Here is a 23,602-nt window from a genome sequence, read left to right as displayed (position 1 = left end):
CCGCGCGACCTCGTCCGACCTCGTCCGACCACGGGCGACCTCGTCCGACGGAGCTGACAAGTTCCTCACTTGTCTCATCGAGGCTGACGACATGGCTTCATCAACCAGTCGCCCTCCGCGACGGCGTCCCCGTGCTCAGTTCGGGAACCGTCAAGCGACCACCTCCACAACCCCGGGCCTGAACCGTCTGGGGATACCGGCCGCCGTTCTGGCCCTGTCCTTAACGCTCGCCGGATGCGGGGGCATTGGCACCGGAACAGCCGACGACGCCCGGTCGGCGGCCGTCGGTGCTGGGGACGCGTCACCCACCGAGTCCGGCGTCCCCAGCACGACACAGGCCAGGCCCCGGCAGACACCTGCGGACACCGAAGCGACCGCCGCATCCGTCCCCGCGGAGCTACCGGGCCTGGGCCCCCAGACGCTGGCCGGAATCCCCAAGAACGCGCGGCAGGTTGTCCTGGTCACCGGCCGCGTCAAGGACTCCCCGAAGTCGCAGGTGGTGCTGTACCGGCGCACCAGCGCGGGCTGGGAGCCAGGAGCCACTTGGCCGGCGCACAACGCTCTCAAGGGCTGGACGGACGACCACCGCGCCGGCGATCTCCACTCGCCCATAGGTGTGTTCACCCTCACCGATGCCGGCGGGCTGCTGCCCGACCCCGGCACCAAGCTGCCGTACGACCAGTCGTCGCAGGGCTTCAGGATCGGCGGCACGGGCTTCGAGGGCGAGCCGCTTGCGGGCTCCTTCGACTACGTCATCGCGATCAACTACAACCGCAAGGCCGGAACCTCCCCTCTCGACTGGACCCGCCCCCTCGGCGACGACAAGGGCGGCGGCATCTGGCTGCACGTCGATCACGACGGGCCTACGCACGGCTGCGTGAGCCTGGCGCGGAAACACATGAAAGAACTGCTGCTCACGCTCGATCCCGACCAGCACCCGGTGATCGTCATGGGAGACGCCGAGTCCCTCAAACGCTGACGCGAACAGTCGAAGACGAAGGCCAGGAGCGCTCCGGAGATCCCGGGGCGCTCGGGCAAGTGCCAAACAGGAGGGGAACGTTGATCCGTACTCGCTGCGTACTGAGTCGCCGCTGCGGCGGTACTGGCGACAGTGGTGGGACCGCCAGGGTCGGCTGCCGCTGAACAGGCTGCCGCTCAGCAGGCTGCCGATCCCCAACCGTCCGCGCAACAGGTTGGCCCTGACGGCCAACTCCCGGCCGGTTGGCAGATCACCGGTAAGGGCTCCGGGCCTTGGGACGGGTGGTAGCCAACGGTGGTGAGCCCGCCGGGGGTGGGGCGGGCTCACCATTACCGGTCGGTGGACCGGAAGTGTGTCAGTTCGTGTCAAGTGCGATGGCTATGTCGGTGCTGGGCAGCGGGAACTGCACCGCGCCAGCCACGAGCCGGTCGAGGTGACCGTCCCGGAGATCCGCCACCTGCTCGCGGCCGCCCTCAACCCACCGGCCTGCCTGGTCGCCGGCGGCGTGCTCCCGCTGATGAATGCCGAGCAGGGAACAGGGCCGGGGAACGCAGTCTTCGCAGCCTTCGTCGCATGTCGGCCTCTCCCTTGGGTGACCGGGTCAGTGACCAGTGGGTTTGCCAGGTGCGCTCGGTCCGGCCGCGTCCGGACACCTGCTGGACGGTCGGCCAGCTCCGTTACCAGGTCCACCAGCTGCGGCGACGGGCGGGCGACGGCGAGCTCGGCCGCGACCCGGAGCGCCGGCGGGAGCCGTACACACTGTTCGGCCAGGGCGGCGACCGGCCACGGCTCGGTTTCGACCGCGCTCCGATGAGCGTCCGCAGCCAGGCGACCGCGTCGGGCAGTGGGAGCGGGCCCAGGCCGATGCGGCGGGCGCCGTGCAGGGCCACCAGCTCGGCCAGGCTGTCCCGGCTGGTGACCACGACGGTGCAGGACGGCGGGCCGGGAAGCAGCGGGCGGACCTGCTCCTCGGACAGGGCGTTGTCCAGGACCACCAGCATCCGCCGGTCGGCGATCTCGGTCCGGTACCGGCTGGCGCGGTCGTCGACGTCGAGCGGGATCACGTCACCAGGAACCCCGAGGACGCTGAGGAACCGGGTGAGGGCGTCACGGGGCGGCATGGGGTGGTCCGGAGCCGCGCAGGTTGACGTAGAGCTGGCCGTCGGGAAAACGGTGCCGCGTCCGGTGCGCCCAATGGACGGCCAGCGCGGTCTTCCCCACCCCGGCCGTGCCGGAGACCACCGAGACGGCCACCGCCGTCGGGCTTCCCTTCGCTCCGGTCAGTAGCCGGTCGAGGGCCGACAGCTCCGTGTCCCGGCCGTCGGGTACATCCGCGGGCAACTGCGCGGGGAGCGCGCCGACGACGCTCACCGGTACCGGGCCGGTGGCCGCGTCCTGGTCGGGGACATGCCCGTGGCCGGGAGTAGGAGGCCTGGTGCGGCGGCGCAGCACGGAGACATAGGCCTCGGACAGCTCGGGGCCGGGGGCGACGCCGAGTTCATCGACCAGCAGGCGGCGGCTTCGCCGGTAGACGGCGACTGCCTGGTCGCGTCGCCCGACCGCCTGGTACGCCCGGATGAGCCGGGCCTGGGCGCCCTTGTCCAGTGGCTGCGCGGCCGCGGCCTCCTCCAGGACCGGCAGCACGCTGGGGCGCTCTTTCCCGTCGCGATCACGACTTCGCCGTACTGGGCCACCAGGCCACGACGCTCCCCGGCCAGCGCGACGACCATCGGGTGGGCGGCGAGGAACGGCAGGTCGGCGAGGGGCGGCTGCTGCCACAGCCCGAGCGCGTCGGCCAGCAGCGCCACGGCTCGCGCCTGGCCGCCGTCTCGCCGTGCGGTCTCCGCCGCGGCCACCAGGTCCCGGAAGCGCAGCAGATCGATGACGTCGTACGGAACGCGCAGCGCGTAGCCGTCGCCGAGCCGGGGCAGCACCGCGCTTGGGGCGCGCGGCGGCCGCCGCGGCTCCAGTGGCCGCGCTGCTGGTGAGCGCGTTCGCCCTCATCGGCCCAGCCGTCGTCCCGGCGAGAGCCGACGTGGTGCCGGCCAGGAACCTCAGTGGCCGCTGAGCAGATCCAGGACCTTGCCGTATGTGCCGCTGGCCTCTGCGTAGCGCAGGAAGTGGACGTTCTTCACAAGGACTGCCGCCGCAGCGCGGTGGTGGAAATTCTGAGCCGCGCGACCCGCCCGGGCTCACTGCAAAACGGGCAGGGGCTGCGGGGGCTACTTCCACTCGTAGACCTTGGCTGTGACCTTTCCGTTCTCGTCCGTGTTGAACTCGAACACGCCCGCGGTCCCTGAGAGCTGCGCGAACTTGGCGGCGGCGGTTTCGTAGTAGATGGCGCCTCGCCAGTTCACTCCGCCGGTGTCGGTGAAGTGCCCGACGCCCTGACCGTGCCAGGTGACCGTCTCTCCCTCCTGGGTCATGATGATCCCTTGGCCATCGCCGAAGAGTGTGCCGTCGGGTCGCACGAACGACTCGTACGTCCCCATGTCCTTGACCGCTGCGCTCAGAAGCGTGCCCACCGCCTGGAAGGAGACTTCCATCGCGGGGTGGCCGCCGTCAGTGGGCAGGACCCGCATTCCGGTGGTTTCTCCCTGTTCTTCGCCGAGCAGATCGCCGAGCATGATCGGACTCCTCTCGAAATCCTCCCGGAAGTATCTGATCCACCTCCTAATCCCGGACTACGCCGGATGCCGACGGCCGTCAAGCCGACGCCGACCGGAGCAGCCGGTAGCCGGGCGAGCCGCCCGCCCAAACGACGTTTTCGGCCTGTGCCTGCTCCTTGGCGTTCAGCCCGTTGCCCATCGCGTGTCCCGCTCGGTTGCCTCGCGTGGCCCGCAAGTGGCCCTAGTGGCCCGCAGGCAGCCGGAAGGCCCCAGACCAAGGTCAAGTGGCCCCTGTAGCGGCCCGCCGGGTCGCATGGTCTTCAGGGATCCCCCGTCCGGAGACTGGACGCACCCCTGTACGCTCCGAACGTGGTCCGGAAATGATCAGTACGGCCGGGTAGGCACCCTGGTGCGGTAGGCGCCCGGAGTCGCACCCGTCCACCGGCGGAACGCGCGGATGAATGCCGCCGCATCGGCGTACCCGAGCCGTACGGCGATCTGGTCGACTCCCAGTCCTAGGGTGGACAGCATCTCGACAGCGCGAGCGTGCCGCGCTCCGTCGACGAGACGCCGGTAGGAAGTGCCCTCCACAGCCAGACGCCGGTGCAGTGTGCGGGTGGAGACGTGCAGCGCGGCTGCGGCAACACCCATGTCGGGGATCCCGTCCGGCCACTGCATGAGCAGTTCCCGTACCCGCGCTGCGAATTCGGTGTGGGCGCGCCGGGCCAGCAGGAGGCTGCACTCGCGTTCACACACCTGCATCGTGTGGCGGTCCGCCTGCGGCAGCGACTGCTCCAGTACCGCGGCGAGGGTGACGATCGCGTTGCGCGGCGCCCCGAAGGCGATCGGCGCGTCGGCGAACGCCTCGTACGCTGCGGGCTTTTCAGGCCGTGGGAAGCGCACCTCCAGCCGGAGGGGGGTGAAGGGCCGACCCAGAATGGTGTCCAGGATGGTGCGGATGTTGGCCATTTCCCGCTCGACGAAGAAGTGCCGGACGGGCTGGGGCACAAACCCGTCGTCCAGGACGAGGTGGACCTCGTCCCCGTCCTCCTGAAGGTGGATCCCGACCATGGCGAAGGTGAGTTCCAGGTAGCGCAGTCCCACAGCCGCCGCTTCGCGCAGCGTTGGGCTGGCCAGCAGTGCGAAGCCCCACACGCTGTACTTGCGCAGCGGAATCCGGCTGCCGACCTCCAGCCCCAGGCCGGGAGCATCGCCTGTGGCGCGGACCAGGTTCTGCGCCACGACGAGCTCCTGCCAGGCGCGGACGTGTGCGGCATCGTCGGCAAGAGTGTTCTCGTCCACACCGCTGCCGTCCAGGCATGCCGGTACGGGAACTCCGCGCTCGACCCCGACATCCACCATCGCGCGTACGCCTGCGATGCCTCGCGGGAACAGCCGCGGAGCCGTGGAGACTTCGTCGACCCCCGCCCCGTGTCCGGAACGGCCAACAGCATGGCCGCCATTGCCTAGAACCAGCACTGCCAATCCCCCTAGCATCGGAAGGGATCGATGCGGCGAATCCCGCCGCAGGCTGTCATTCAGCCTAACCGGGATGTGCGCGCCGGCCAGGGGGCATATGCGGTATCAGCCACGGTCACCAGTAGGGCTCAGCGCGCCCTGCAGTCATCGCGTGTGCAACCGCTGTACCGGAAAGCGTTCTTGACAGTACCCGTGAAACCACACCGGTCAGGAGACCACGGAGTGGAATGGGGACCACACTTCCGAATCGCACAGGCGGAGTGATTGATGGACGACTTCAGCACGTTGGAAGTAATGCTGGTCGACAATGAGGACCTTGTGCGCCGCGGTTTCCGGCATGCACTCGGGGAGGCACCGGATATCACCGTGGTCGCCGATACGAGGGTCGGCGAGGAGGCAATACGAATGGTCGAGCTGCGGCGACCGCAGGTCGTACTCGTCGATGCCGAATATGAATTCATACGTAAACTCGCCCAGCCTTCTGGGGCGGCAGCACCAGGAATCGCACCCGGATTCGTACCCGGAATCGTCGTCCTCACCAGCATCGACCTCGACAGCCATCTGTTCGGGTCGCTGAAGGCGGGCGCTAGCGGTTTTCTGCTCAAGAGCGCCAGCCAGGAGGAGCTGACCTCAGCCGTGCGCGCGGTCGCCGGCGGCGCGGCTTTCATCTGCCCCACGATGACCCGACGGCTGATCGATCGGTTCGAGATTCTTCCGCCGCCACAGGAGCGCTCTCACGCGGTCGCCCTGGCCACCCTGAGCGGCCGGGAGACCCAAGTCCTGTCCGGTATAGCCATGGGGAGGTCGAATCAAGAGATCGCCCGCGAGCTGCATGTAACGCCCGCCACCGTGAAGTCCCACGTCTCGCGCATCCTCGCCAAGCTCGAGTTGCCGAACCGGATGCACGCGGCGCTGATGGCTCAGCGGAGCGGTCTGGTGCACTCGCCCCAGCCTGCACAGGCTCCACGGGCCTCCGCAGGCCCTCCAGTACCCCCAGCCCCTCAAGCCCCCTCTCCTCCGGCCCGTCCCGCGCCCCTGGTCAGGCGGGCTTGGTGAAAGCGAGGACCACGTTGTGACCGCCGAAACCGAACGAGTTCGAGATGGCCGCGGTGACCTTGGTGTGCCGAGGACTTTCCGTGACGATCTCCACCTTCACCTCGGGGTCCTTGTCGTCGAGGTTCCTGGTCGCGGGAATCACGTCGTTGAAGATGCTCAGGACCGTGAAGATGGCCTCGATCGCGCCCGCCCCGCCTATGAGATGGCCCGTGATCGACTTGGTCGCCGTCACGAGAGCATGCGGGCCGATCGATTCCAGCAACGCCGACGCTTCGATACGGTCACCGACGGGCGTACCGGGAGCGTGAGCGTTGACGTGAACGATGTCCTGCGGGCCGAGGCCGCCGGAGCTCAGGGCCTGGCGGATCGCACTGATCTGACCGTCCGCTGAAGGAGCTGTCATGGCGTGCGCGTCGGAGCTCATCCCCGTACCGGCAAGCGTGGCATACGCCCGCGCGCCACGAGCTCGTGCGGATTCGGCTCGTTCCAGTACGACGGCTCCGGCGCCCTCGGCCATGACGAAGCCGTCACGGCCGCTGTCGAACGGCCGCGAAGCGCTCTGAGGTTCGTCATGACGGCTGGACAGGGCTCCCATGCGGGCGAAGGCCGCCATGGACAGCCGCCCGATGCATGCCTCGGTGCCGCCGGCGACAACGACGTCGGCCCGCCCGGCACGAAGTATGGCGAGCCCCATGGCGATTGCCTCCGCTCCAGAGGCACAGGCGCTGGTCGGTGCGTGGGCGCCGGCGCGGGCGCCGAGATCCAGACTGACGGCGGCGGCCGGGCCGTTGGGCATCAGCATCGTCACGGCGAAGGGCGACACGCGCCCCGGCCCCTTCGCCGAGGACACGTCGTGCTGGTCGACCAGGGTCTTCCCGCCGCCGAGGCCGGTGCCGATCACCACGGCCAACCGCTCCGGCGCCACCGTGGGCGCGCCGGCGTCGGCCCATGCCTGCCGGGCCGCCACCATCGCAATCTGCTGGCAGCGGTCCATCCTGCGGGCCTCGACCCGGTGCAGTACCTCGGTCGGTTCCTGACTCAGTCGGCCTGCCAGCCGTACGGGCAGGTCGCGGGCCCACGGTTCGTCGAGCACGGTGATCGGGGATTCGCCGGCGAGCAGCCCCTTCCAGGTGGAGTGGACGTCAGCACCCAGCGGCGTGGTCATTCCTAAGCCGGTGACCACAACGCCGGTTGTACCGAGGACTTCCCCGTCCGGGGGACCGGGGAGATCGGGGAGCTTCGGATAACCCAAGAAGTAGTCGTCAGATGCTTCGTAGGACATCACGGTTCCCTTTCTGAAGCCTTCTAGGGAAATGTTCTCCCTTGGACACGGGCTTGGGCACGGGCTTGGGCACGGGTCATTCGTTGTCCACTGGCCGTCGTCATTACGTTAGCCAGCACGAGGCGCTTTCCATAACGGCCGGCGGACGGAACCGTGAGGGCGACCGGAGGCTGGTTGTCATCCGTCCTACGGCTTACCCGGCACTCGCCTCCGGTAGGGGGTGGACGCCTTCCGCCGGCGGATACCCCATATTTCTCCGCCGACTTAGCATCTCTTCGAGTGGAACGAACGTGACGCAGGCGTACAGCAATGGCTGGGCAAATAGCCAGGTCCTGGCGGCCAGTGGGGGAATGGCGGGGCAATGGCAATGGCCAAGCCGAACAGGAGGACCACGATGTCAGAGGATGCCATCACAGAATTCCGACTCGAGCCGACGACCTTGGTCGAGCTCTGCAGGTATCGCGCGTCCAGGGACCCGGATCGACGGATGTTCGCCTTCCTGGAGAACGGCCTCGAAGAGTCCGACTCGCTCACCCTCGCCCAACTCGACGCCCGCGCACGGGCGATCGCCGTGCGTCTGAGCAGGCATGCCCCGCCGGGCGCCCGCGCCGTGCTGAGTTATCCGCCGGGTCTGGACTTCGTGTCCGCCTTCTTCGGCTGCCTGTATGCCGGCCTGATCGCGGTGCCGGCTCCTCCGGTGCTGCGCGTCGGTGTCGACGACCGGTATACGCGCTTCCGGGCAATCGTCAACAGCTGCCAGCCGGATCTGGTGCTGTCGAACGGGTCCAGGCTGGACCGTGTCGACACTTTGCTGAAGGACATGTCCACACCGCGCCGGCCGACCTCTGTGGCGACTGACGAGATCAGTGGGACGGAGGCATACGGCTGGAATGCCCCCCGCATCGGCCCGGACACGATCGCGTACCTGCAGTACACCTCCGGCACGACCGGTCCGCCCCGGGGTGTGGAGCTCACCCATGGCAACGTCCTGCACAACCTCTCGCTGATCCTGGCCAACGGTTCCCGGGACACGGACGACTTCGACCGGCTGCCGCCCGTTGTGTCCTGGCTGCCCGTGTTCCACGACATGGGACTGATCACCGGGGTCCTGCAGCCGCTCTATGTCGGGTACGACGCCGTACTGATGCCGCCGTCGGCGTTCACCCAGGATCCGGTCAACTGGCTCCGCGCGATATCGGACCGCGGGGCGGGCATCAGTTCGGCACCCGGTTTCGGGTACGAGCTGTGCGTGCGGCGCGTCTCCGAGCAGCAGCTGCGTTCCCTCGATTTCAGCGGTTGGCGGATCGCGGTGGTCGGGGACGAGCCGGTGCGTGCGGAGATGATTGACCAGTTCAGTGCCATGCTCGCCCCGTTCGGCTTTCGCCGAGAGGCGTTCTTCCCGAGTTACGGCATCGCCGAGTCCACCGTGATGCTCAGCGGCGGGCCGGTGGAGCCCGAACCGGTGATCCGGCGGTTCGACGCGGTGGCGCTGGCGAAAGGCAAGGTGCAGCGAGCCGGTCGCGAGGACGGGGCCCGCCGACTGGTCGGCCTGGGCCAGTTGCACCCGTCCATGACCATCGCGGTGGTGGAGCCGGCCACCGGCGAACCCTGCGCCCCGGACGAGACAGGGGAGATCCTGGCTTCCGGACCGAGTATCGGTGCCGCGTACTGGAACGCCCCGCAGGAGACGGCAAGTACGTTCAACGCCACCGTGCGCGGCCACGAGGGCCGCCAGTTCCTGCGCACCGGCAGCCTCGGCTTTCTGGACGGCGGTCAGCTCTTCGTCACCTGCCGGGTGGACGACCTCATCGTCGTGGAGGGCATGCAGCACTACCCGTACGACATCGAGGCGACCGCGGGAGGAAGCCACGCGGCCATACGGGAAGGCTGCTGCTGCGCATTCACCGTCGAAGACGGCGGACGCACACGCCTCGTCGTCCTGGCTGAGATCAACAGCCGGTACCGCGTCGTGGCCGGCCCCCCGCCGGACGCTCCGTCAGGTGCACGCGCGACCGTCGGGGCGGACGAGGTCGAAGAAGCCGTCCGGGAGGCCGTCTTCGCCGGGCACAGCCTCCGGGCCGACGAGGTCCTCCTGGTCAAGGCCGGTTCGCTGCCGTTCACCACCAGCGGCAAGCTGCAGCGCTCGCGGTGCCGGTCCAGGTACCGGGCGCGGGTGTTCGAGACGGTCTGAACCTCGCTCCATGCAGGGAGGGCGCGCGAACTGCCGCCGCCTTCTTCCTCCTTCCTCCGTTTGGAGTGGTCTCATGCAAACCAATCATCAGCACAGTGTCCGCCTGCCCGAGGGGGTGGCCGGTGAGCATGGCGCACTGACGACGTTGATCGACCTGTGCCGCACTCGTGCGGCAGCCGAGCCCGACCGGAAGAGCTTTGTGTTCCTGGGCGATGGTGTCGATGAATCCGACTCGCTGACCCTGGCCGAACTCGACCGCTATGCGCGGGCGATCGCCGTGACGCTGCTGAAGCAGGCTCCAACCGCACGCGCATGCGCGCTGCTGAGTTACCCGCCCGGACTGGAGTTCCACGCCGCCTTCCTGGGCTGCATCTATGCGGGTCTGATCCCGGTGCCGGTAGCTCCGCTCGACGGCACGCGGGGCAATGCCAAATGGACTCGGGTGGAGTCGATTGCCGCGAGTTCCGAGTCCCGGCTGTTCCTGTCCACCGGCCCTATGCTTGCCGCCGCGGAGCCCGTCCTCACCGGCACCGCAGGGCTCGCCCGACTCGACCGGGTGGCGACCGACGAGGTATGCCTGGACCTGGCCCGGCAGTGGACCCCGCCGGTGACCGCCGCTGAGATGGTCGCCTACCTGCAGTACTCCTCGGGATCGACCGGAGTGCCGAAGGGCGTCGCGATCACTCACAGCAATGTGCTGAACAATCTGTCGTTGATATACGACAACACGCGCCGGTCTGCCGACGACGCCGGGCTGCCCCGCCCGTCGTCGGTGTCGTGGCTGCCGCCGCACCACAACATGGGCCTCATCTGCAACGTCCTCGAGTCCCTCTTCTCCGGCCGGGAGGTCACACTGCTGCCGACGATGACGTTCGTACAGCGTCCGCTGACGTGGCTGCGGGCGATCTCCCGGCTCGGACGCGCGGACAGCTGCGCGCCGAACTTCGCCTACGACCTGTGTGTCCGCCGGGTGACCGACGCTCAGCGCCGGGAACTCGACCTCAGCCGTTGGGAGATGGCTCTGGTCGGAGGTGAGCCCGTCCGCGCCGATACCCTCGACCGCTTCTGCGCGGCATTCGCAGAGGCCGGCTTCCGGCGCGGGGCGCTGTCCCCCGCGTACGGCCTCGCAGAGGCGACAGTGATGGTCACGGCCGTGCCGGTCGGCCAGGGCCCGGAAGTCCTGCGCGTGGACTCCGAGGCGCTCGCCGCCGGAAAAGTGCGCCCAGCCGCGTCGGCACTGGACAGTCGGGAGCTGGTCGGCTGCGGCCCGATCCATCCGTTGAGCACGGCTGTCGCCGTCGACCCGGAGACCGGCAAGCCCTGCGATGAGGACGAGGTGGGCGAGATCTTCGTGTCCGGCCCGAGCGTCGCAACGGGTTACCTGAACGCTCCCAAGGAGAGCGCCGAGACCTTCATGGGGACCCTTCCCGACCAGCCGGGCGAGCGGTTTCTCCGTACCGGTGACCTCGGATTTCTGCACAGCGGGGAGCTGTTCATCACCGGTCGGGCGAAGGACGTCATCATCATCGCCGGTGCCAACCACTACCCGCAGGACATCGAAGCCACTGTTGAGGCCAGCCATCCGGCAGTCCGCGAGTTCGGTGCTTGCGCGGTGTCGGTCGACGACGGCGCACATGAACGGCTCATCGTGCTCGCCGAGACGACGTCGGCAGCCGGCGGCGGGAGTGACGAGCCGGTGACCGCGCAGGAGATCAAGCAGGAGATCAGGCGCGCCGTCCATGCAGGACACCGCATCCAGGTGCACGATGTCGTCCTCCTCAAGCCGGGGACGCTGCCGCTCACGACGACCGGCAAGCTGCAGCGTCGCGACAGCCGGGACCGATACCTGGGGGGTTCCTTCGAGGCCGCCCTCATCGAATGAGGGGACGCGGTCGAGTGGCGCCGCCGGCTGTTGAGCTCAGTCGGCGGTGGCGGTGGCGGTGGCGGCGCGGTCGTCGGATGCCGGTGTGCGAACGGCGATGAGGGCGACGTCGTCGCTGCTGTCCTGAGCGAGGCCGGTGAGGAGCTCGTCGCAGAGGGCTCCCAGGGGTTCTTGGGCGAGGGCGGCGGCGTGCTGGCGCAGCCGGGCCGCGCCGCGGTCGAGGTCTTCAGTGCGCCGTTCGATGAGGCCGTCGGTGTAGAACAGGATCGTGGCGTTCGCCGGCAGGACTTCGGTCGCGTCGGGGCGTCGTTGGGTGGGATCCACTCCCAGAAGCATGCTGCGGCCGTCGGTCAGGAAGCGTGTGTCGCCTTCAGCTGTGATCAACAGCGGGGCGGGATGGCCGGCGGCGGCGTACTGAAGAGCCCATGGCTCATGCTCGGCCGGTTTCTCGACCAGCGCGTAAATGCAGGTCAGGGTCTGGTGTGGGTAGAGGATGCTGTTGGCCGCGTCCATGCGGCCAAGGATCTTGCCGGGCGGCTCTTTGCGGTCGCAGGCGATGCCGCGCAACATGTTGCGCATGTGGCTCATGGTGACGGTGGCCTGCAGATCGTGGCCTGCGACGTCTCCGATGATGAGGGCCGCGGCACCGCCGGGCAGGACGAACGCGTCGTACCAGTCTCCGCCGACCTGGGAGGTGGCCAGAGCGGGCTGGTAGCGGGCGGCCAACTCGAGCAGTCCGAGCGTGGGCAGATCGGGCAGCAGGGAGCGCTGGATGCGCTCCCCTGTGTTCTGGACCTCGGAGTACAGGCGTCCGTTGTCGACGGCGAGCGCGACGCGATGCGCCAGGTCCTCCGCCAGCGGAAGAGTGTCCTCGTCCAGTGCCCCAGTACTCTCCGTGCGCGCCAGGGTCAACGCGCCCAGAACCTGCCGGCGGGAGCGCAGTGGCGCGATCACCACCGTGTCCGCTCCCAGGCGGTCGAAGAGTTCCAGTTCCCTGGCATGCAGAGGATCGGCCGCAGCTTCGGGCGCGGAGAATGACGTGACGAGCAGCGGCCCGGCCCCCCGCAGGGCACGGGCCAGTGAGGCGGCCGAATCCTCGGACACCGGTGGCAGTTCACCTTCGTACAGGCCGGGTGACACCAGGTCGGACTCACGGTGCTCGATCACGTGCCGGCGCAGGCGGCCGTGCTCGTCGAGCAGATCCACCGCGCACCAGTCCGCCAGGCCCGGCACCAGCGTGTGGCACAGGCGTCGCAGGCCCGTGTCCAGGTCGAGGGTGCTGGCCAGTGCGTCGGCGGCGTTGGTCAGCAGCGTCAGCCGGTCGAGGGCTTGCTGCACCGCCCGGTCCAGCTCATGGGAGTCCGTGGCCGGCCCGTCATGGTCGTCCGCATCCGAACCCATCCGGCACCTCTTCCCCATTTGCCGGCCCGCCACAGCCGACTCCAGGCTGTCACGCTGCACAGCCGCCGGGATTGTCCCTGCCTCCATGCTGCCGCATGGACGGGTCCGCGGCCGGTGGCGCCGTTGAGAGCGAATTCTCAGTGGTCGGAGTAACTGAAGTCCCCCACCGTCCAGGCGCTCACATCCTTGATGGCAATGCGGTACATCCCCCCGGTCTCGGGAATCCCGAGGCTTCCCTGAAGGATTCTCGCGACATGGAAGTGCAGGTGTGTGGGCGGCTCACCCTGTTCGCTGCGGGGACCGGCCCCGGCCGCCATGAAGATGGTGGAGAACGGTCCAAGTAGGTCCGAATCTTTCAGGACCTCGGCGACGCGCTGCCTCCACATGGCTTCGGGAGCCAGTCGTCCGGTGATGACAGCCCCGTCGACCACCACGGTGAGAGACATCTGATTGGTTTGCTCCGATTCCACCATGGCGGCGACATCGACAAGCAGGTAATCAGGCTTCGACATGAGAGCCAATTTTACTATGCGGCCTTGGCATTCCCGCGGGGCTCCACGGGCCGGGCAGCAGGGGTAGTTGGGTCGCGATCAGGGCGTGGCAAGGGAGATCTCGGTCGACTTGATCAGTGCCACTACGGATGACCCGGCGGCCAGGCCCAGGTCGGCGACCGCGTCCTTCGTGATCGCGGCGGTCAGCTCGCCGCCCACCACGCCGACCTTGACGCTCGCCATCGCGCCGCCGGCGGCGACGTCGGTGACGGTGCCGGGGATCTGGTTGCGGATGCTCAGGCCCTCGACCGCGCCGGTGGCCAGCGAGACCTCGGTGGACTTCACCAGGGCGCGTACGGCGGAGCCGGGCGCGAGGCCCAGTTCCTTGACGGCCTCCAGCGTGATCGCGGCGGTGATCTCCTGGCCGCCCTCCAGGCGGACCTTGACGGCGGCCATCACCTCGCCGGGCGTGACGGAGACGACCGTGCCGGGGATCTGATTGCGGATGCTCAGGCTCATGGGGTCACCGTAGCCACGGGCCCGGGCAGCGGCCGGGCAGCGCGCTTGGGGCTTCCTCCAAGGGGTCTAGCATTTGCTATGAAGCGGTGCTCGATGGCTTGTAAATGCTGGCTGATGCCGCCTACCTTGTCGCATATGCAGTCCTACACAATCGGCCAGGCGGCGCGTCTGCTGGGCGTCAGCCCCGACACCGCGCGTCGCTGGGCGGACGCCGGCAAGGTCGCGACCCATCGCGACGAAAGCGGGCGCCGCCTCATCGACGGCCGTGACCTGGCGGCCTTCTCGATCGAGGTCGCCCAGAGCGGGACCGGCGATGAGGACGTCTCGTACACCTCGGCCCGCAACGCCTTCCCGGGCATCGTCACCGCGGTCAAGCTCGGCGATGTCGCCGCCCAGGTCGAGATCCAGGCCGGCCCGCACCGGCTGGTCTCCCTGCTGACCAGGGAGGCCGTCGAGGAGCTGGGGCTGGAGGTCGGCATGCAGGCCACCGCCCGCGTGAAGTCGACCAGCGTGCACATCGACCGCGTCTGAGAACCGCTCCCGAGACCCCCCGGAACACTCACTTAGCGCTCATCCCTTGCAGCGGCGTCGCCCGTCCCCGACGCGGCCTGTTCCCACCGCTTCACCAAGGAGTCCTCGTGTCGTACGCCTTTACCCGGCGCCGTGCCGCCGCCGTCCTGACCGCAGCACTGCTCGTGCCGCTGGCCGCCTGCGGCAGCGACGACAGCAAAAAGAACAGCGGCGCGAAGGCCACCGGGGCCGCCGCCGGCGCACCGAAGGCTGAGCTGACCGTGCTGGCCGCCTCCTCGCTGACCGATGTCTTCAAGACCGCGGGCGCCGCGTACGAGAAGTCCCACCCCGGCACCACGGTGAAGTTCTCCTTCGCCGGGTCCCAGGAGCTGGCCGCCCAGGTCAGGCAGGGCGCCCCCGCAGACGCCCTGGTCACCGCCGACACCAAGACCATGGACGGGCTGAAGTCCGACACCGGCGCCCCGACGGTCATCGCCAAGAACCGGCTCGTCATCGCGACCGGCAAGGGCAACCCGGAGAAGGTCGGCTCGCTGGCGGACCTCGCGGACACCAGGCTGAAGGTCGTGCTCGCCGCCCCCGAGGTGCCGGTCGGCCGCTACAGCAAGAAGATCCTGGACGCCCAGAAGATCGTCGTGAAGCCGGTCTCCCAGGAGCCCAACGTCCGCGCCGTCCTCAGCAAGGTCGAGCTCGGCGAGGCCGACGCCGGACTCGTCTACAAGACGGACGCCGCGAGCGCGAAGGGCAAGGTCGAGGCCGTCGAGATCCCCGACGGTCAGAACGCCGTCGCCTCCTACCCGGCGGCGACCCTGAAGACGTCCACGAACACGGGGGCCGCCGCCGCGTTCGTGAAGTGGCTGAGCACGCCCGAGGCGCAGAAGATCCTTCAGGACGCGGGCTTCCAGCAGCCGTGACCGCCGGCAGCCGTAACAGCCGTGAGTGGGCTGCCCGGTACGGGGGGCCGGGCAGCCCACGACCGTAACTCGACCCCAACCAGGTCCCCGAGGAACCCCCGATGAGACGCCTACGCAGCCGCGGCACCCGCACCCCCGTCACGCTCGCCGTGCCCGCGCTGCTCGCCATCGCGCTGCTGCTGATGCCGCTGATCGGCATCCTCGTCCGCACCTCCTGGGGCGATCTCGGTACGCATCTGACCAGCCCGGGCGTCACCGAGGCACTGCAGCTGTCGCTGCTCGTCTCGTTCTGGGCGCTCGGTCTCTCCCTGCTGCTCGGCGTGCCGCTGGCCTGGCTGCTGGCCCGCGTCGACTTCCCCGGCAAGGCGCTCGTACGCTCCCTCGTGCTGCTGCCGATGGTGCTGCCGCCCACTGTCGGAGGCGTCGCGCTCCTCCTCGGATTCGGCCGTCGGGGACTGCTCGGCCCCTGGCTGGAAGGCACCTTCGGCATCACCCTGCCCTTCCATACCTCGGGTGCCGTCGTCGCCGCGACGTTCGTCGCGATGCCGTTCCTCGTCATCAGTCTCGAAGGCGCCCTGGCGGGGCTGCGACCGAGCTACGAGGAGACCGCGGCTTCTCTCGGAGCCTCGCCGCTACGGGTGTTCTTCACCGTCACCCTCCCCATGGTGGCCCCCGGGCTCGTCGCCGGAGCCGCTCTCACCTGGGCACGGGCCCTGGGTGAGTTCGGCGCGACCATCACCTTCGCGGGCAATCTGCCCGGCACCACGCAGACCCTGCCCCTCCAGGTGTACCTGCTGCTCCAGGACCAGCCGGAAGCGGCAACCTCCCTGTCCCTGCTGCTGCTCGCCATCGCCATGGCGGTGCTCATCGCGCTGCGCGGCCGCTGGTCCGGCGGGGCCCCCGGCCAGGCACCCGGCAGGCAGCGCCCGGAGGAAGCGCCTGCCGAGCCGCCTCCTGCCGAGCAGCCCCCCGCCGAGCCGGTCAAGGACTTCAACCTCCCCGAAATGCAGGAGAGCTGGCCGCTGCACGCCGAGGTCACCGGCTTCAACGAGCTCACCCTGGACGCCGAACCCGGCACTACCATCGCCGTCGTCGGCCCCAACGGCGCGGGCAAGACCACCCTGCTGCGCGCCCTCCTCGCACTGACCCCACGCGCCCACGCCGCGCTCCGCCTCGGTGACGCCGATGTGACCGACCTGCCCCCGCACCGCCGCGGCGTGGCCTGGGTGCCCCAGAACGGCGCGCTCTTCCCGCACTTGAGCGCCCTCGGCAACACGGCGTACGGGCTGCGCGCCCACGGCGTCCCACGCGCCGAGGCCCGCCGCACCGCCCAGGGCTGGCTCGACCGGCTCGGCGTCGGCCACCTCGCGCACCGCAGGCCCGCCCAGCTCTCCGGCGGCCAGGCCCAGCGCGTCGCGCTGGCCCGCGCGCTGGCGGCACGCCCCCGGCTGCTGCTCCTCGACGAACCCCTCGCCGCACTCGACCAGACCACCCGCGCCCATGTACGCCACACCCTGCGCACGCACCTCGACGGCTTCGGCGGTGTCTGCCTGATCGTCACCCACGACCCGGTGGAAGCGGTATCGCTCGCCGACCGGGTGCTCGTACTGGACGGGGGCCGCGCCCTGCAGGACGCGCCGCCCGCCGAGGTCACCCGCCACCCACGCTCCCCGTGGGTCGCCCGGATGCTCGGCCGCAACGCCTGGCCCGGCACCGCGACGGCGGACGGCCTCGCGCTCCCCGGCGGCGGGCTCCTCGTCGTCGCCGATCCGCTGCCCGTCGGCACCGAGGCCCTCGCGATCATCGCGCCGGAAGCGGTCGCCGTACACCGTGACAGGCCCGGCGGCAGCCCGCGCAATGTGTGGCCGGGCACCGTACGGGAGATCACCGCCACCGGCAGCCGGCTGCGCATCCTGATCGGCTCACCGCAGGCGCCCGACCTCGTCGCCGAGATCACCCCGCAGGCGGCTGCCGAACTGGGCCTCGCCGACGGGACTTCCGTATGGACCAGCGTCAAGGCGACCGAGGCCGTCATTGTGACGCTGTGAGAGCGGTGGCGGCCGAGCCGGGGGGAAGGGCGCGCACTGCTACTCCACGGTAGAACCAGTCAACTCTGAACAAAAGTCGAGCGGTTCTTTCCTTTTCTCGACAGCGTCGGGAATGGTCGCGGTTCCGGAACTCTTGTTCCACACCTGTGGGTTGTGTAAGGGTGAGCTTCCTCATGTCTCAACAGGCCGATTTTGTTCAGCCGTTCGAATTTCACCGCGGTATAGACCAAGCAGGCGCGCACCCTTTCAACTGACAGAAATGTCCGGCCCGTTAACCCGGGCCGGACCGGAACCATGTTCAACCCCCCACCGCAATGCCCTGGATGGAAAGACGTCTATGCAGAATCCCCGTACTCCGGGTCCCGTCCCTCCTCCCCGCACCGGTCTCAGCTCCGGGGACTCCGACGAAGGTCTCGCGGCGACACTGCGGGCCGACAGGAGGAACGACGAGGCCCGTGCCGTAGCAGTGCTGCTGGCGAGGCACTGGCAACCGGTGTTCGACTACACGTCGATCTGCACCCCTTCGGCCCGGGCGGCGTCCATGCTCGCCACCGCGGCCTCCCACAAGGTGTTGGAAAATCTGTGGCCGGCCCGGACGGCCGCAGCACTTCGTCCGCTGCTTTTGGTGACTGCCCGTCAAATCGGCAAGGCGTGGGCGGCGGACGAGCGCATCACCGCGCTGCCCGAACTCCAGAATCCGGACACCGGGCGCACCGTACCTGTCGACATGTTCACCATCCCGGAGAATCGGGGGCTGATCGCGCGGGCTTTCCAGGCAATGCCGGGCCCCGCCCAATGTCTGCTCTGGCACGTCGAGGTCGAGGGCGAGGGTATATCCGTACCGGCCGGATTGCTGGCCGTTGATCCCCGTGGCGCGGCGGCCCAGCTCGAACAGGCGCGTGAAATCCTGCGGGCGGGCTGCCTACGGGCCCATCTGGAACTCGCCCCGTCCCAGGAATGCCGACACTTCAACCGGCTGCTGGACGTATCCCTGCGCCGCGGCGGCCCACTGATTCCCGACATCCAGGCGCATCTGGCGAAGTGTCAGCACTGCCGCCACGGCGCCGAACAGCTCAACCACGTCGACGGCAGGCTCGCCCTCCTGCTGGCCGAAGGCGTACTCGGCCCGGCCGCCCAGCCCTACCTCGACTCGCGGCCCGCCCGTAACAACGCCCGCTCCCGGGCGGCCAGAGCGGGCGCGGTCCGCAGCGCGGTCCGCAGCGCCGGCCGTCACTCGCGGGGCGGTCGTCCTCGCTCCCTGCCCCGCGTCACCTTCCGCGGCCGCCCCCTGTCGCTGTCCCAGCGCGGACGCGGGGCCGTCATCACCGGCCTCGGGATTGTGACCGGCCTGCTCATCGTCGCGGCCGTCGTCACCGAGATCTGGCCGGACGACGGCAGTAATGCGGGACCGGCTGTCCCGAGCGGCTCCGTCAGCGCGGTCCCCGCCCCCGGATCCCAGCTGCCCTCCAGCCCCGCTCCGCAGCCCTCGCAGCCGTCGACCACCTCTGCCGCACTCCCCACGGGCCCGCTCAACACCAGACTGCGCAACGCCGACTCCGGCCTGTGCCTCGACATCCGCGACCGCAGGGCGCAGCTCGGCGCCGACGCGACGACGGCGCCCTGCTCCAGCTCCGTGACCCAGCAGTGGGTGTACGAGAACGACGGACTGCTGCGCAGCGCCGCCGCCCCCGAACTGTGCCTCAACTCCCATGAGCTGGACGGCGTGGTCGTCCTCGGCGCGTGCGCGGACCCGTCGGCGGGCAACGCCGCGGACGTCCGCTACGACCTGACGATCCAGGGTGATGTGATTCCCCGCTGGAACGACGGTCTTGCCGTTGTCCCCACCGTCGCGGAGGCCGGAGCGACGGTGGTGGTCAAGGTCCGTGACGGCTCTCCGGCGCAGCGCTGGGCCACTGACAACGTTGCCGCCGGCTCGCCCAAGATCCGGCCGACCGCCGATTCGGGAAATCCGCCCGCCGAGGAGGTCAACACCTCCCCGTCGGGCGGCAGACCCCCGCGGCCGGTGGGCGGGGGTGCGGTGCCGGATCCGGTGCCTGATCCGGAGAGCACGTCTCCGTACGGGGACGTGCCCAAGTCCAATGTCCGCCGGGTCAGCAATGGCGGGTCCGGGTCCGGGTCCGGCACGGACATCGCCCCGTCCGGGCCGCGGCCCGGGGCTCCGGGGCGGCTGCTCGACGCCGCGGGCCGGGGCCTGCAGAGTCCGGTGCCGTCACTTCCCCGCCCGCGGGAGGCCGTTCACGCGGACGGGGATGACGAGCGCGTCAGGTCATCTCAGGCATCTCGCCCTGCGTCGTCTGCAGATCGATGACGGAGAACGCCGCGCCCTGCTGGTCCGCGACCGCCGCGAAACGGCCGAACGGGCTGTCCATCGGGCCGAAGTGCACCTGCCCGCCACGCTTGTTGACGGTGGCCACCGCGGCGTCGCAGTCCGGCACCGCGAAGTACACATTGATGTACGGCGGGACGTCGGGCGGGAAGTCGTCGGTCATCTTCATCCGGCCCGCCACCGGCCGGCCGTTGACGTTCCACACACAGAAGTCGATGTGTTCGTCTGCCATCCGCTGCACCTCGAAGGGGAAGACGGCCGGGTAGAAGGCGTCCGCCTTCGCGGCGTCGCGGGTGGTGACCTCCGCCCATGCGAACGAGCCGGACTCGCCCGTCTTCTCGAAGCCCTCGTGGCCGGCGGCCTGCCAGGCGCTGAAGTACGCGCCGCTGGGGTCCTGGGCCGTCACCATGGTGCCGAACTCGCCTACCTCCATCGGCTCCATCGTCAGTGCGCCGCCGTTGTCACGGATCTTCGCGGTCGTCGCGGCGATGTCCGGGGTGGCGAAGTAGAGGTTCCAGGCGGCCGGGGTGCTTTCCATGCCCGGCATCTGAGGGGAGAGGGCGGCCACGGCCTTGCCGTCGGAGTACGCCTGTGTGTAGTAGCCGAATTCTTCCAAGCCTTCGCCGTACGTCCAGCCCAACAGCTCGCTGTAGAAACTCTTGGCGGCTTCCAGATCGGGGAACATCGCGTCGGCCCAACAGGGGGTGCCTTCGGGTTGCGCGGCCATGGGAACCAAGCCTCCCGGTCGAGGAAATTTCGTCCCTTTCACGCTATTCGCGAGTACGCGGCGCCGCGCGCCGAGCGGGGTGCGCGGGGCCGCGGGGTGCGGGTCTGGGGTGCGTTCGGCTTGCGCGGGGCCGCGGGGGGCGCGGGTCTGGGGCGTCCGGGGTGCGCGTTCGGCTTGCGCGGGGCGGCGGGGTGCGGGTCTGGGGAGTCCGGGGTGCGCGGGGCCGCGGCGTGCGGGTCTTGGGCGTGCCCGGGGCCGCCCGGTGCGGGCTTGGGGGCCGCTCCGGGGCTCGTATTCTGGCCTGCTTTCCTCACCGCGCTTCGCTCGAGTTGCGCCGCTTTACGTCCAGAACACGACCCCTGCGCGTCCCCGTGCCGGTGCAGGCCCTGCGCACCCCGCGTGCCGTACACGTCGGCCGGGAGGGCGCGGCGTGAAGCTGCCGCACGGCGGGGCTGCGTCCCCGCTGTACCCGCGCGATGCGACGCTGCCGCGTGGGCAGGGGGTGTTTGCTGCCGCGCCGCTGGTGGTGGCGGCGTGAGGCTGCCGCGTTCAGCCCCCACACCCCAGGGGTCTGGGGCATCGCCCCAGTTCCGGGAAGGGGCGGGGTGGGGGAACAAGCAACCCGCACCCCGGACGCCCGTGGTCCCGGCGCCCTACGGCAGCGGGAGCGCCACCTTGACCGCGTACACCGCGACCAGCCCGTATCCGATCCGGAACGTCCACGCCCGAGCGGTGTCCGAGATCCGCGTGCCCGCCAAACCGCTGACCGCGACCAGCAGTTGTTGCCACGCCAGCGAGGCGATGAAGACACCGCCGACGAACACCGCGCCTGCTGTGCCTCCGCTCAGGGCCGCGCCCTGAGCCGTGGTCAGGGCGGCGAAGTACAGGGCGGTGGTCGGGTTGATGAGAGTGAGCGCGGCGAACCGGGTGAACGTCCGCACCGGTCCGGCGCCCGCGCTCTCGATCTCGCTCTCGGAGGCGTCCCCCGCGTGCCGCGAGGCGAGCAGCCCGCGCACCGCGATCACCGCCAGCACGGTGGCCGACACCAGCCGGACCCAGGCCTCGACGCCGGAGAGCGCGGAGGCGACGAGCGGCCCGAGTGCGGTTGCCACGGCGGCGTACGCGAAGTCGACGACGGCGACCGCGGCCGCCGCGGCCACTGCACCGCGGCGGTCGCGCATGCCCTCCTGGATGAGGAGTACGCCCATCGCCCCCACGGGCATCGCCACACCCAGGCCCGCCGCCGCGCCCGCCATCGCCGTCGTCCACATACTCATGGCGCACAGCGTCGGTCCCGGGCCACGGCCGGCGCGACTGATTTACGCGCCCCGCCCACCGGCTGTCTCAGCTGGCTTCGGCGAGCGGATTGAGGACCATCGGCTGGATCTTGCCCTCCAGCATCGCGCCGAGGCCCAGTACGGCGCAGATGTCGGGCCGGTCGGCGATGTGCACCGGCATTCCGGTGGCGTCGCGCAGCATCTGGTCCAGGCCGGGCAGCAGCGCGCTCCCGCCGACCATCATGATCCCGCGGTCGGCGAGATCGGCGACCAGGTCCGGCGGGCAGTCCCGCAGCACCTTGCCGATGCCGTCGAGCACGGAGGTGAGCGGGGTGTGGATGGCGTCTCGTACGGCTGCGGTGTCGACGCGCACCGAGCGGGCGAGGCCGGTCGCCACGTCCCGGCCGTGGATCTCGGTGGACGCCGGGCCGTGGGTGTTGAGGCCATTGCCGCTCAGCGCCAGCTGAAGGGGGCGTACGGACTGGCTGGGCAGCATCAGTTCGTGCTGGTGGCGCAGGTGCTGGATCACCGCGTGGTCGATGGCGTTGCCGCCCACCGGGATCCGCTCGGCCGTGACGATCGCGCCGAGCGAGAGCACGGCGACCTGTGTCGTCGCCGCGCCGCACACCATGATCATGGTCGCGGTGGGCTGCTCCACGGGCAGCCCGCAGCCGACGGCCGCGGCGATCAGGGTGTCGACGAGCTCGACCCGGCGGGCGCCGAGTCCGACGAGGGTCTCGACGGCGGCGCGCTCGGCGAGCGGGTCGCTGTCGTGCGGGGTGCAGGCGGCGGCGCGCAGCCGCGGCTTGCGGCGCAGCTGGCGGCGCAGCTTCTCGCCGAGGAGGAGACGGAGCATCCGCTGGGCCATCTCGATGTCGACGATGGTGCCGCCGGCGATGGGACGGGCGACGCGGATGTAGTCGGGCGTACGGCCCGTCATCTTCTCTGCGAGCGCGCCGACGGCGATCAGCGCGCCGGTGCGGGTGTTCACGGCGGCGACGCTCGGCTCGTCGACGACGAGCCCGGCCCCCTTCACGAAGACCCTGGTCCTCGCGGCTCCCAGGTCGACGGCGACATGGCAACGGCGCAACTGCTCAAGGCTGACGGTCACGGCGGATCCTCCCGAGTGCGGTACTTGATGGCATCGTGCGATCGCAACGGGAAGTTCGCGCGCTGGGTGAGCCGGTCGGGGGTATGGAGCTGACGACCCGCCAGATTTGTTCGGCCGATCGGTGGCTGTCGCGCCCCGGCTACAGCCGTCTCTGCAGCAGTCCCCAGCAGAACTCCGCGATGCCCTGCTCGCCGTCGGGGAGGGTGAACGCCAGCTGCCATCGCGTCGGCGCCGAGCCCTCCATCGGTCTGGCCGGAGGAAACGCTCTTGCCACCTCGTCCACCGTGCACGACCACGGCACCAGGTCATCGGCCGTACGCAACTCGGGTCCCGCCGCCCCCGGGGCGCGGACCAGCCATTCGTTCCACACCGCCCCGCCGTCCGCTGCCAGCACCTCGAAGCGCAGATCGGGCCAGAGCGCTACGGGCCACAGCAGCGCGTCGCACTCGAGGTCGCCGATCCGCCGACGTACGACCTGCTCCGGCTTCCCGAGCACCGAGCGGTAGCGGGCGAGCGCGCCGCGGCCCCTCGGCGAGCGGGCCATGGCCTGCCAGCGGCGGTTGGCCTCGCGCATCTCGGCGAGGGACGCGCCCAGTTCGTGGCGGGCGTCCTCGACGAGACCGGGTTGATGGTCAGCCATCCGGCGTAGCAGTACCAGCTGGAATTCGCGGGGCCCGAACGGTGCGGCAGGGGTCATGTCCGACATCCTGCCCCGCTGCCCGGGACGAACGCGCCGTCACTGACGAGAAGCTGACTCGCAG

Annotated in this window: 20 protein-coding genes and 1 pseudogene; 8 read left to right on the top strand and 13 right to left on the bottom strand. The window is 69.9% G+C overall.

Annotation, left to right across the window (positions count from 1 at the left end):
- The first annotated feature begins 91 nt into the window (after nucleotides 1-91).
- Nucleotides 92-979 carry a L,D-transpeptidase family protein gene (locus tag ACZ3H8_RS32670; protein ID WP_467407945.1) on the top strand — a complete coding sequence of 296 codons (888 nt, stop codon included), beginning with the start codon at nucleotides 92-94 and terminating at the stop codon, nucleotides 977-979.
- A 677-nt stretch (nucleotides 980-1,656) separates the two neighbouring features.
- Here the strand turns inward: ACZ3H8_RS32670 and ACZ3H8_RS32665 are convergent.
- The 5 genes and pseudogenes from ACZ3H8_RS32665 to ACZ3H8_RS32645 form a co-directional block, all read right to left on the bottom strand.
- Nucleotides 1,657-2,100: a hypothetical protein gene (locus ACZ3H8_RS32665; RefSeq protein ID WP_467407944.1), complete on the bottom strand. Its 444-nt coding sequence runs from the start codon at nucleotides 2,098-2,100 to the stop codon at nucleotides 1,657-1,659.
- Nucleotides 2,087-2,623 (bottom strand): AfsR/SARP family transcriptional regulator, encoded by a 537-nt coding sequence (locus ACZ3H8_RS32660; RefSeq protein ID WP_467407942.1) that lies wholly within the window; start codon nucleotides 2,621-2,623, stop codon nucleotides 2,087-2,089. Before ACZ3H8_RS32660 ends, ACZ3H8_RS32665 begins: the two co-directional genes overlap by 14 nt.
- 65 nt (nucleotides 2,624-2,688) lie before the next feature.
- A pseudogene (locus ACZ3H8_RS32655) lies at nucleotides 2,689-2,835 on the bottom strand (BTAD domain-containing putative transcriptional regulator); the annotation flags it as partial.
- A gap of 366 nt (nucleotides 2,836-3,201) precedes the next feature.
- Nucleotides 3,202-3,606, bottom strand: coding sequence for a hypothetical protein (locus tag ACZ3H8_RS32650; RefSeq protein ID WP_467407941.1), 405 nt, complete (start codon nucleotides 3,604-3,606; stop codon nucleotides 3,202-3,204).
- Nucleotides 3,607-3,972: 366 nt separating this feature from the next.
- Nucleotides 3,973-4,950 (bottom strand): AraC family transcriptional regulator, encoded by a 978-nt coding sequence (locus ACZ3H8_RS32645; RefSeq protein ID WP_467407939.1) that lies wholly within the window; start codon nucleotides 4,948-4,950, stop codon nucleotides 3,973-3,975.
- 384 nt (nucleotides 4,951-5,334) lie between these two features.
- Here ACZ3H8_RS32645 and ACZ3H8_RS32640 point away from each other — a divergent pair, with 384 nt between their 5' ends.
- A complete protein-coding gene (locus tag ACZ3H8_RS32640; RefSeq protein ID WP_467407938.1) occupies nucleotides 5,335-6,123 on the top strand; it encodes a LuxR C-terminal-related transcriptional regulator in 789 nt (262 codons plus the stop codon).
- Here the strand turns inward: ACZ3H8_RS32640 and ACZ3H8_RS32635 are convergent.
- Nucleotides 6,107-7,405 (bottom strand): beta-ketoacyl-[acyl-carrier-protein] synthase family protein, encoded by a 1,299-nt coding sequence (locus ACZ3H8_RS32635; RefSeq protein WP_467407937.1) that lies wholly within the window; start codon nucleotides 7,403-7,405, stop codon nucleotides 6,107-6,109. The two genes, ACZ3H8_RS32640 and ACZ3H8_RS32635, sit on opposite strands and share 17 nt — an antisense overlap.
- Nucleotides 7,406-7,799: 394 nt before the next feature.
- On the opposite strand from ACZ3H8_RS32635, the gene ACZ3H8_RS32630 reads away from it, so the two are divergent.
- Together ACZ3H8_RS32630 and ACZ3H8_RS32625 are read left to right on the top strand one after the other, a co-directional pair.
- Nucleotides 7,800-9,596 (top strand): fatty acyl-AMP ligase, encoded by a 1,797-nt coding sequence (locus ACZ3H8_RS32630; RefSeq protein WP_467407935.1) that lies wholly within the window; start codon nucleotides 7,800-7,802, stop codon nucleotides 9,594-9,596.
- Between the two features lie 73 nt (nucleotides 9,597-9,669).
- Nucleotides 9,670-11,478, top strand: coding sequence for a fatty acyl-AMP ligase (locus ACZ3H8_RS32625; protein ID WP_467407934.1), 1,809 nt, complete (start codon nucleotides 9,670-9,672; stop codon nucleotides 11,476-11,478).
- A gap of 36 nt (nucleotides 11,479-11,514) precedes the next feature.
- Here ACZ3H8_RS32625 and ACZ3H8_RS32620 read toward each other — a convergent pair whose 3' ends face one another.
- The 3 genes from ACZ3H8_RS32620 to ACZ3H8_RS32610 form a co-directional block, all read right to left on the bottom strand.
- A complete protein-coding gene (locus ACZ3H8_RS32620; protein WP_467407932.1) occupies nucleotides 11,515-12,879 on the bottom strand; it encodes a PP2C family protein-serine/threonine phosphatase in 1,365 nt (454 codons plus the stop codon).
- A gap of 137 nt (nucleotides 12,880-13,016) precedes the next feature.
- Nucleotides 13,017-13,391 (bottom strand): hypothetical protein, encoded by a 375-nt coding sequence (locus ACZ3H8_RS32615; protein ID WP_467407931.1) that lies wholly within the window; start codon nucleotides 13,389-13,391, stop codon nucleotides 13,017-13,019.
- Between the two features lie 78 nt (nucleotides 13,392-13,469).
- Nucleotides 13,470-13,889, bottom strand: coding sequence for a TOBE domain-containing protein (locus ACZ3H8_RS32610; RefSeq protein WP_467407930.1), 420 nt, complete (start codon nucleotides 13,887-13,889; stop codon nucleotides 13,470-13,472).
- A 135-nt stretch (nucleotides 13,890-14,024) separates the two neighbouring features.
- Between ACZ3H8_RS32610 and ACZ3H8_RS32605 the strand changes: the two genes are divergently transcribed.
- From ACZ3H8_RS32605 to ACZ3H8_RS32590, 4 genes are all read left to right on the top strand, one after another.
- Nucleotides 14,025-14,420 carry a TOBE domain-containing protein gene (locus ACZ3H8_RS32605; RefSeq protein ID WP_467407928.1) on the top strand — a complete coding sequence of 132 codons (396 nt, stop codon included), beginning with the start codon at nucleotides 14,025-14,027 and terminating at the stop codon, nucleotides 14,418-14,420.
- A 107-nt stretch (nucleotides 14,421-14,527) separates the two neighbouring features.
- Nucleotides 14,528-15,331: a molybdate ABC transporter substrate-binding protein gene (modA, locus tag ACZ3H8_RS32600; RefSeq protein ID WP_467407927.1), complete on the top strand. Its 804-nt coding sequence runs from the start codon at nucleotides 14,528-14,530 to the stop codon at nucleotides 15,329-15,331.
- Nucleotides 15,332-15,432: 101 nt separating this feature from the next.
- Nucleotides 15,433-17,379 carry an ABC transporter permease gene (locus ACZ3H8_RS32595; protein WP_467407925.1) on the top strand — a complete coding sequence of 649 codons (1,947 nt, stop codon included), beginning with the start codon at nucleotides 15,433-15,435 and terminating at the stop codon, nucleotides 17,377-17,379.
- A 337-nt stretch (nucleotides 17,380-17,716) separates the two neighbouring features.
- Nucleotides 17,717-19,708, top strand: coding sequence for an RICIN domain-containing protein (locus ACZ3H8_RS32590; protein WP_467407924.1), 1,992 nt, complete (start codon nucleotides 17,717-17,719; stop codon nucleotides 19,706-19,708).
- Here the strand turns inward: ACZ3H8_RS32590 and ACZ3H8_RS32585 are convergent.
- From ACZ3H8_RS32585 to ACZ3H8_RS32570, 4 genes are all read right to left on the bottom strand, one after another.
- Nucleotides 19,662-20,453, bottom strand: coding sequence for a VOC family protein (locus tag ACZ3H8_RS32585; RefSeq protein ID WP_467407923.1), 792 nt, complete (start codon nucleotides 20,451-20,453; stop codon nucleotides 19,662-19,664). The genes ACZ3H8_RS32590 and ACZ3H8_RS32585 overlap by 47 nt on opposite strands.
- 653 nt (nucleotides 20,454-21,106) lie before the next feature.
- Nucleotides 21,107-21,730, bottom strand: a complete 624-nt coding sequence (locus ACZ3H8_RS32580; protein WP_467407921.1) for a LysE family transporter — start codon at nucleotides 21,728-21,730, stop codon at nucleotides 21,107-21,109.
- Nucleotides 21,731-21,797: 67 nt separating this feature from the next.
- Complete coding sequence (locus ACZ3H8_RS32575; protein WP_467407920.1) at nucleotides 21,798-22,841, bottom strand: rod shape-determining protein; 1,044 nt, start codon at nucleotides 22,839-22,841, stop codon at nucleotides 21,798-21,800.
- A 139-nt stretch (nucleotides 22,842-22,980) separates the two neighbouring features.
- Nucleotides 22,981-23,538, bottom strand: coding sequence for a hypothetical protein (locus ACZ3H8_RS32570; protein WP_467407919.1), 558 nt, complete (start codon nucleotides 23,536-23,538; stop codon nucleotides 22,981-22,983).
- Between the last annotated feature and the right edge of the window lie 64 nt (nucleotides 23,539-23,602).

This window comes from Streptomyces sp. NPDC002868 (genome assembly GCF_055563295.1).
Note: the sequence above shows the minus strand (reverse complement) of the source record. Positions and strands in the feature narration are given on the sequence as shown.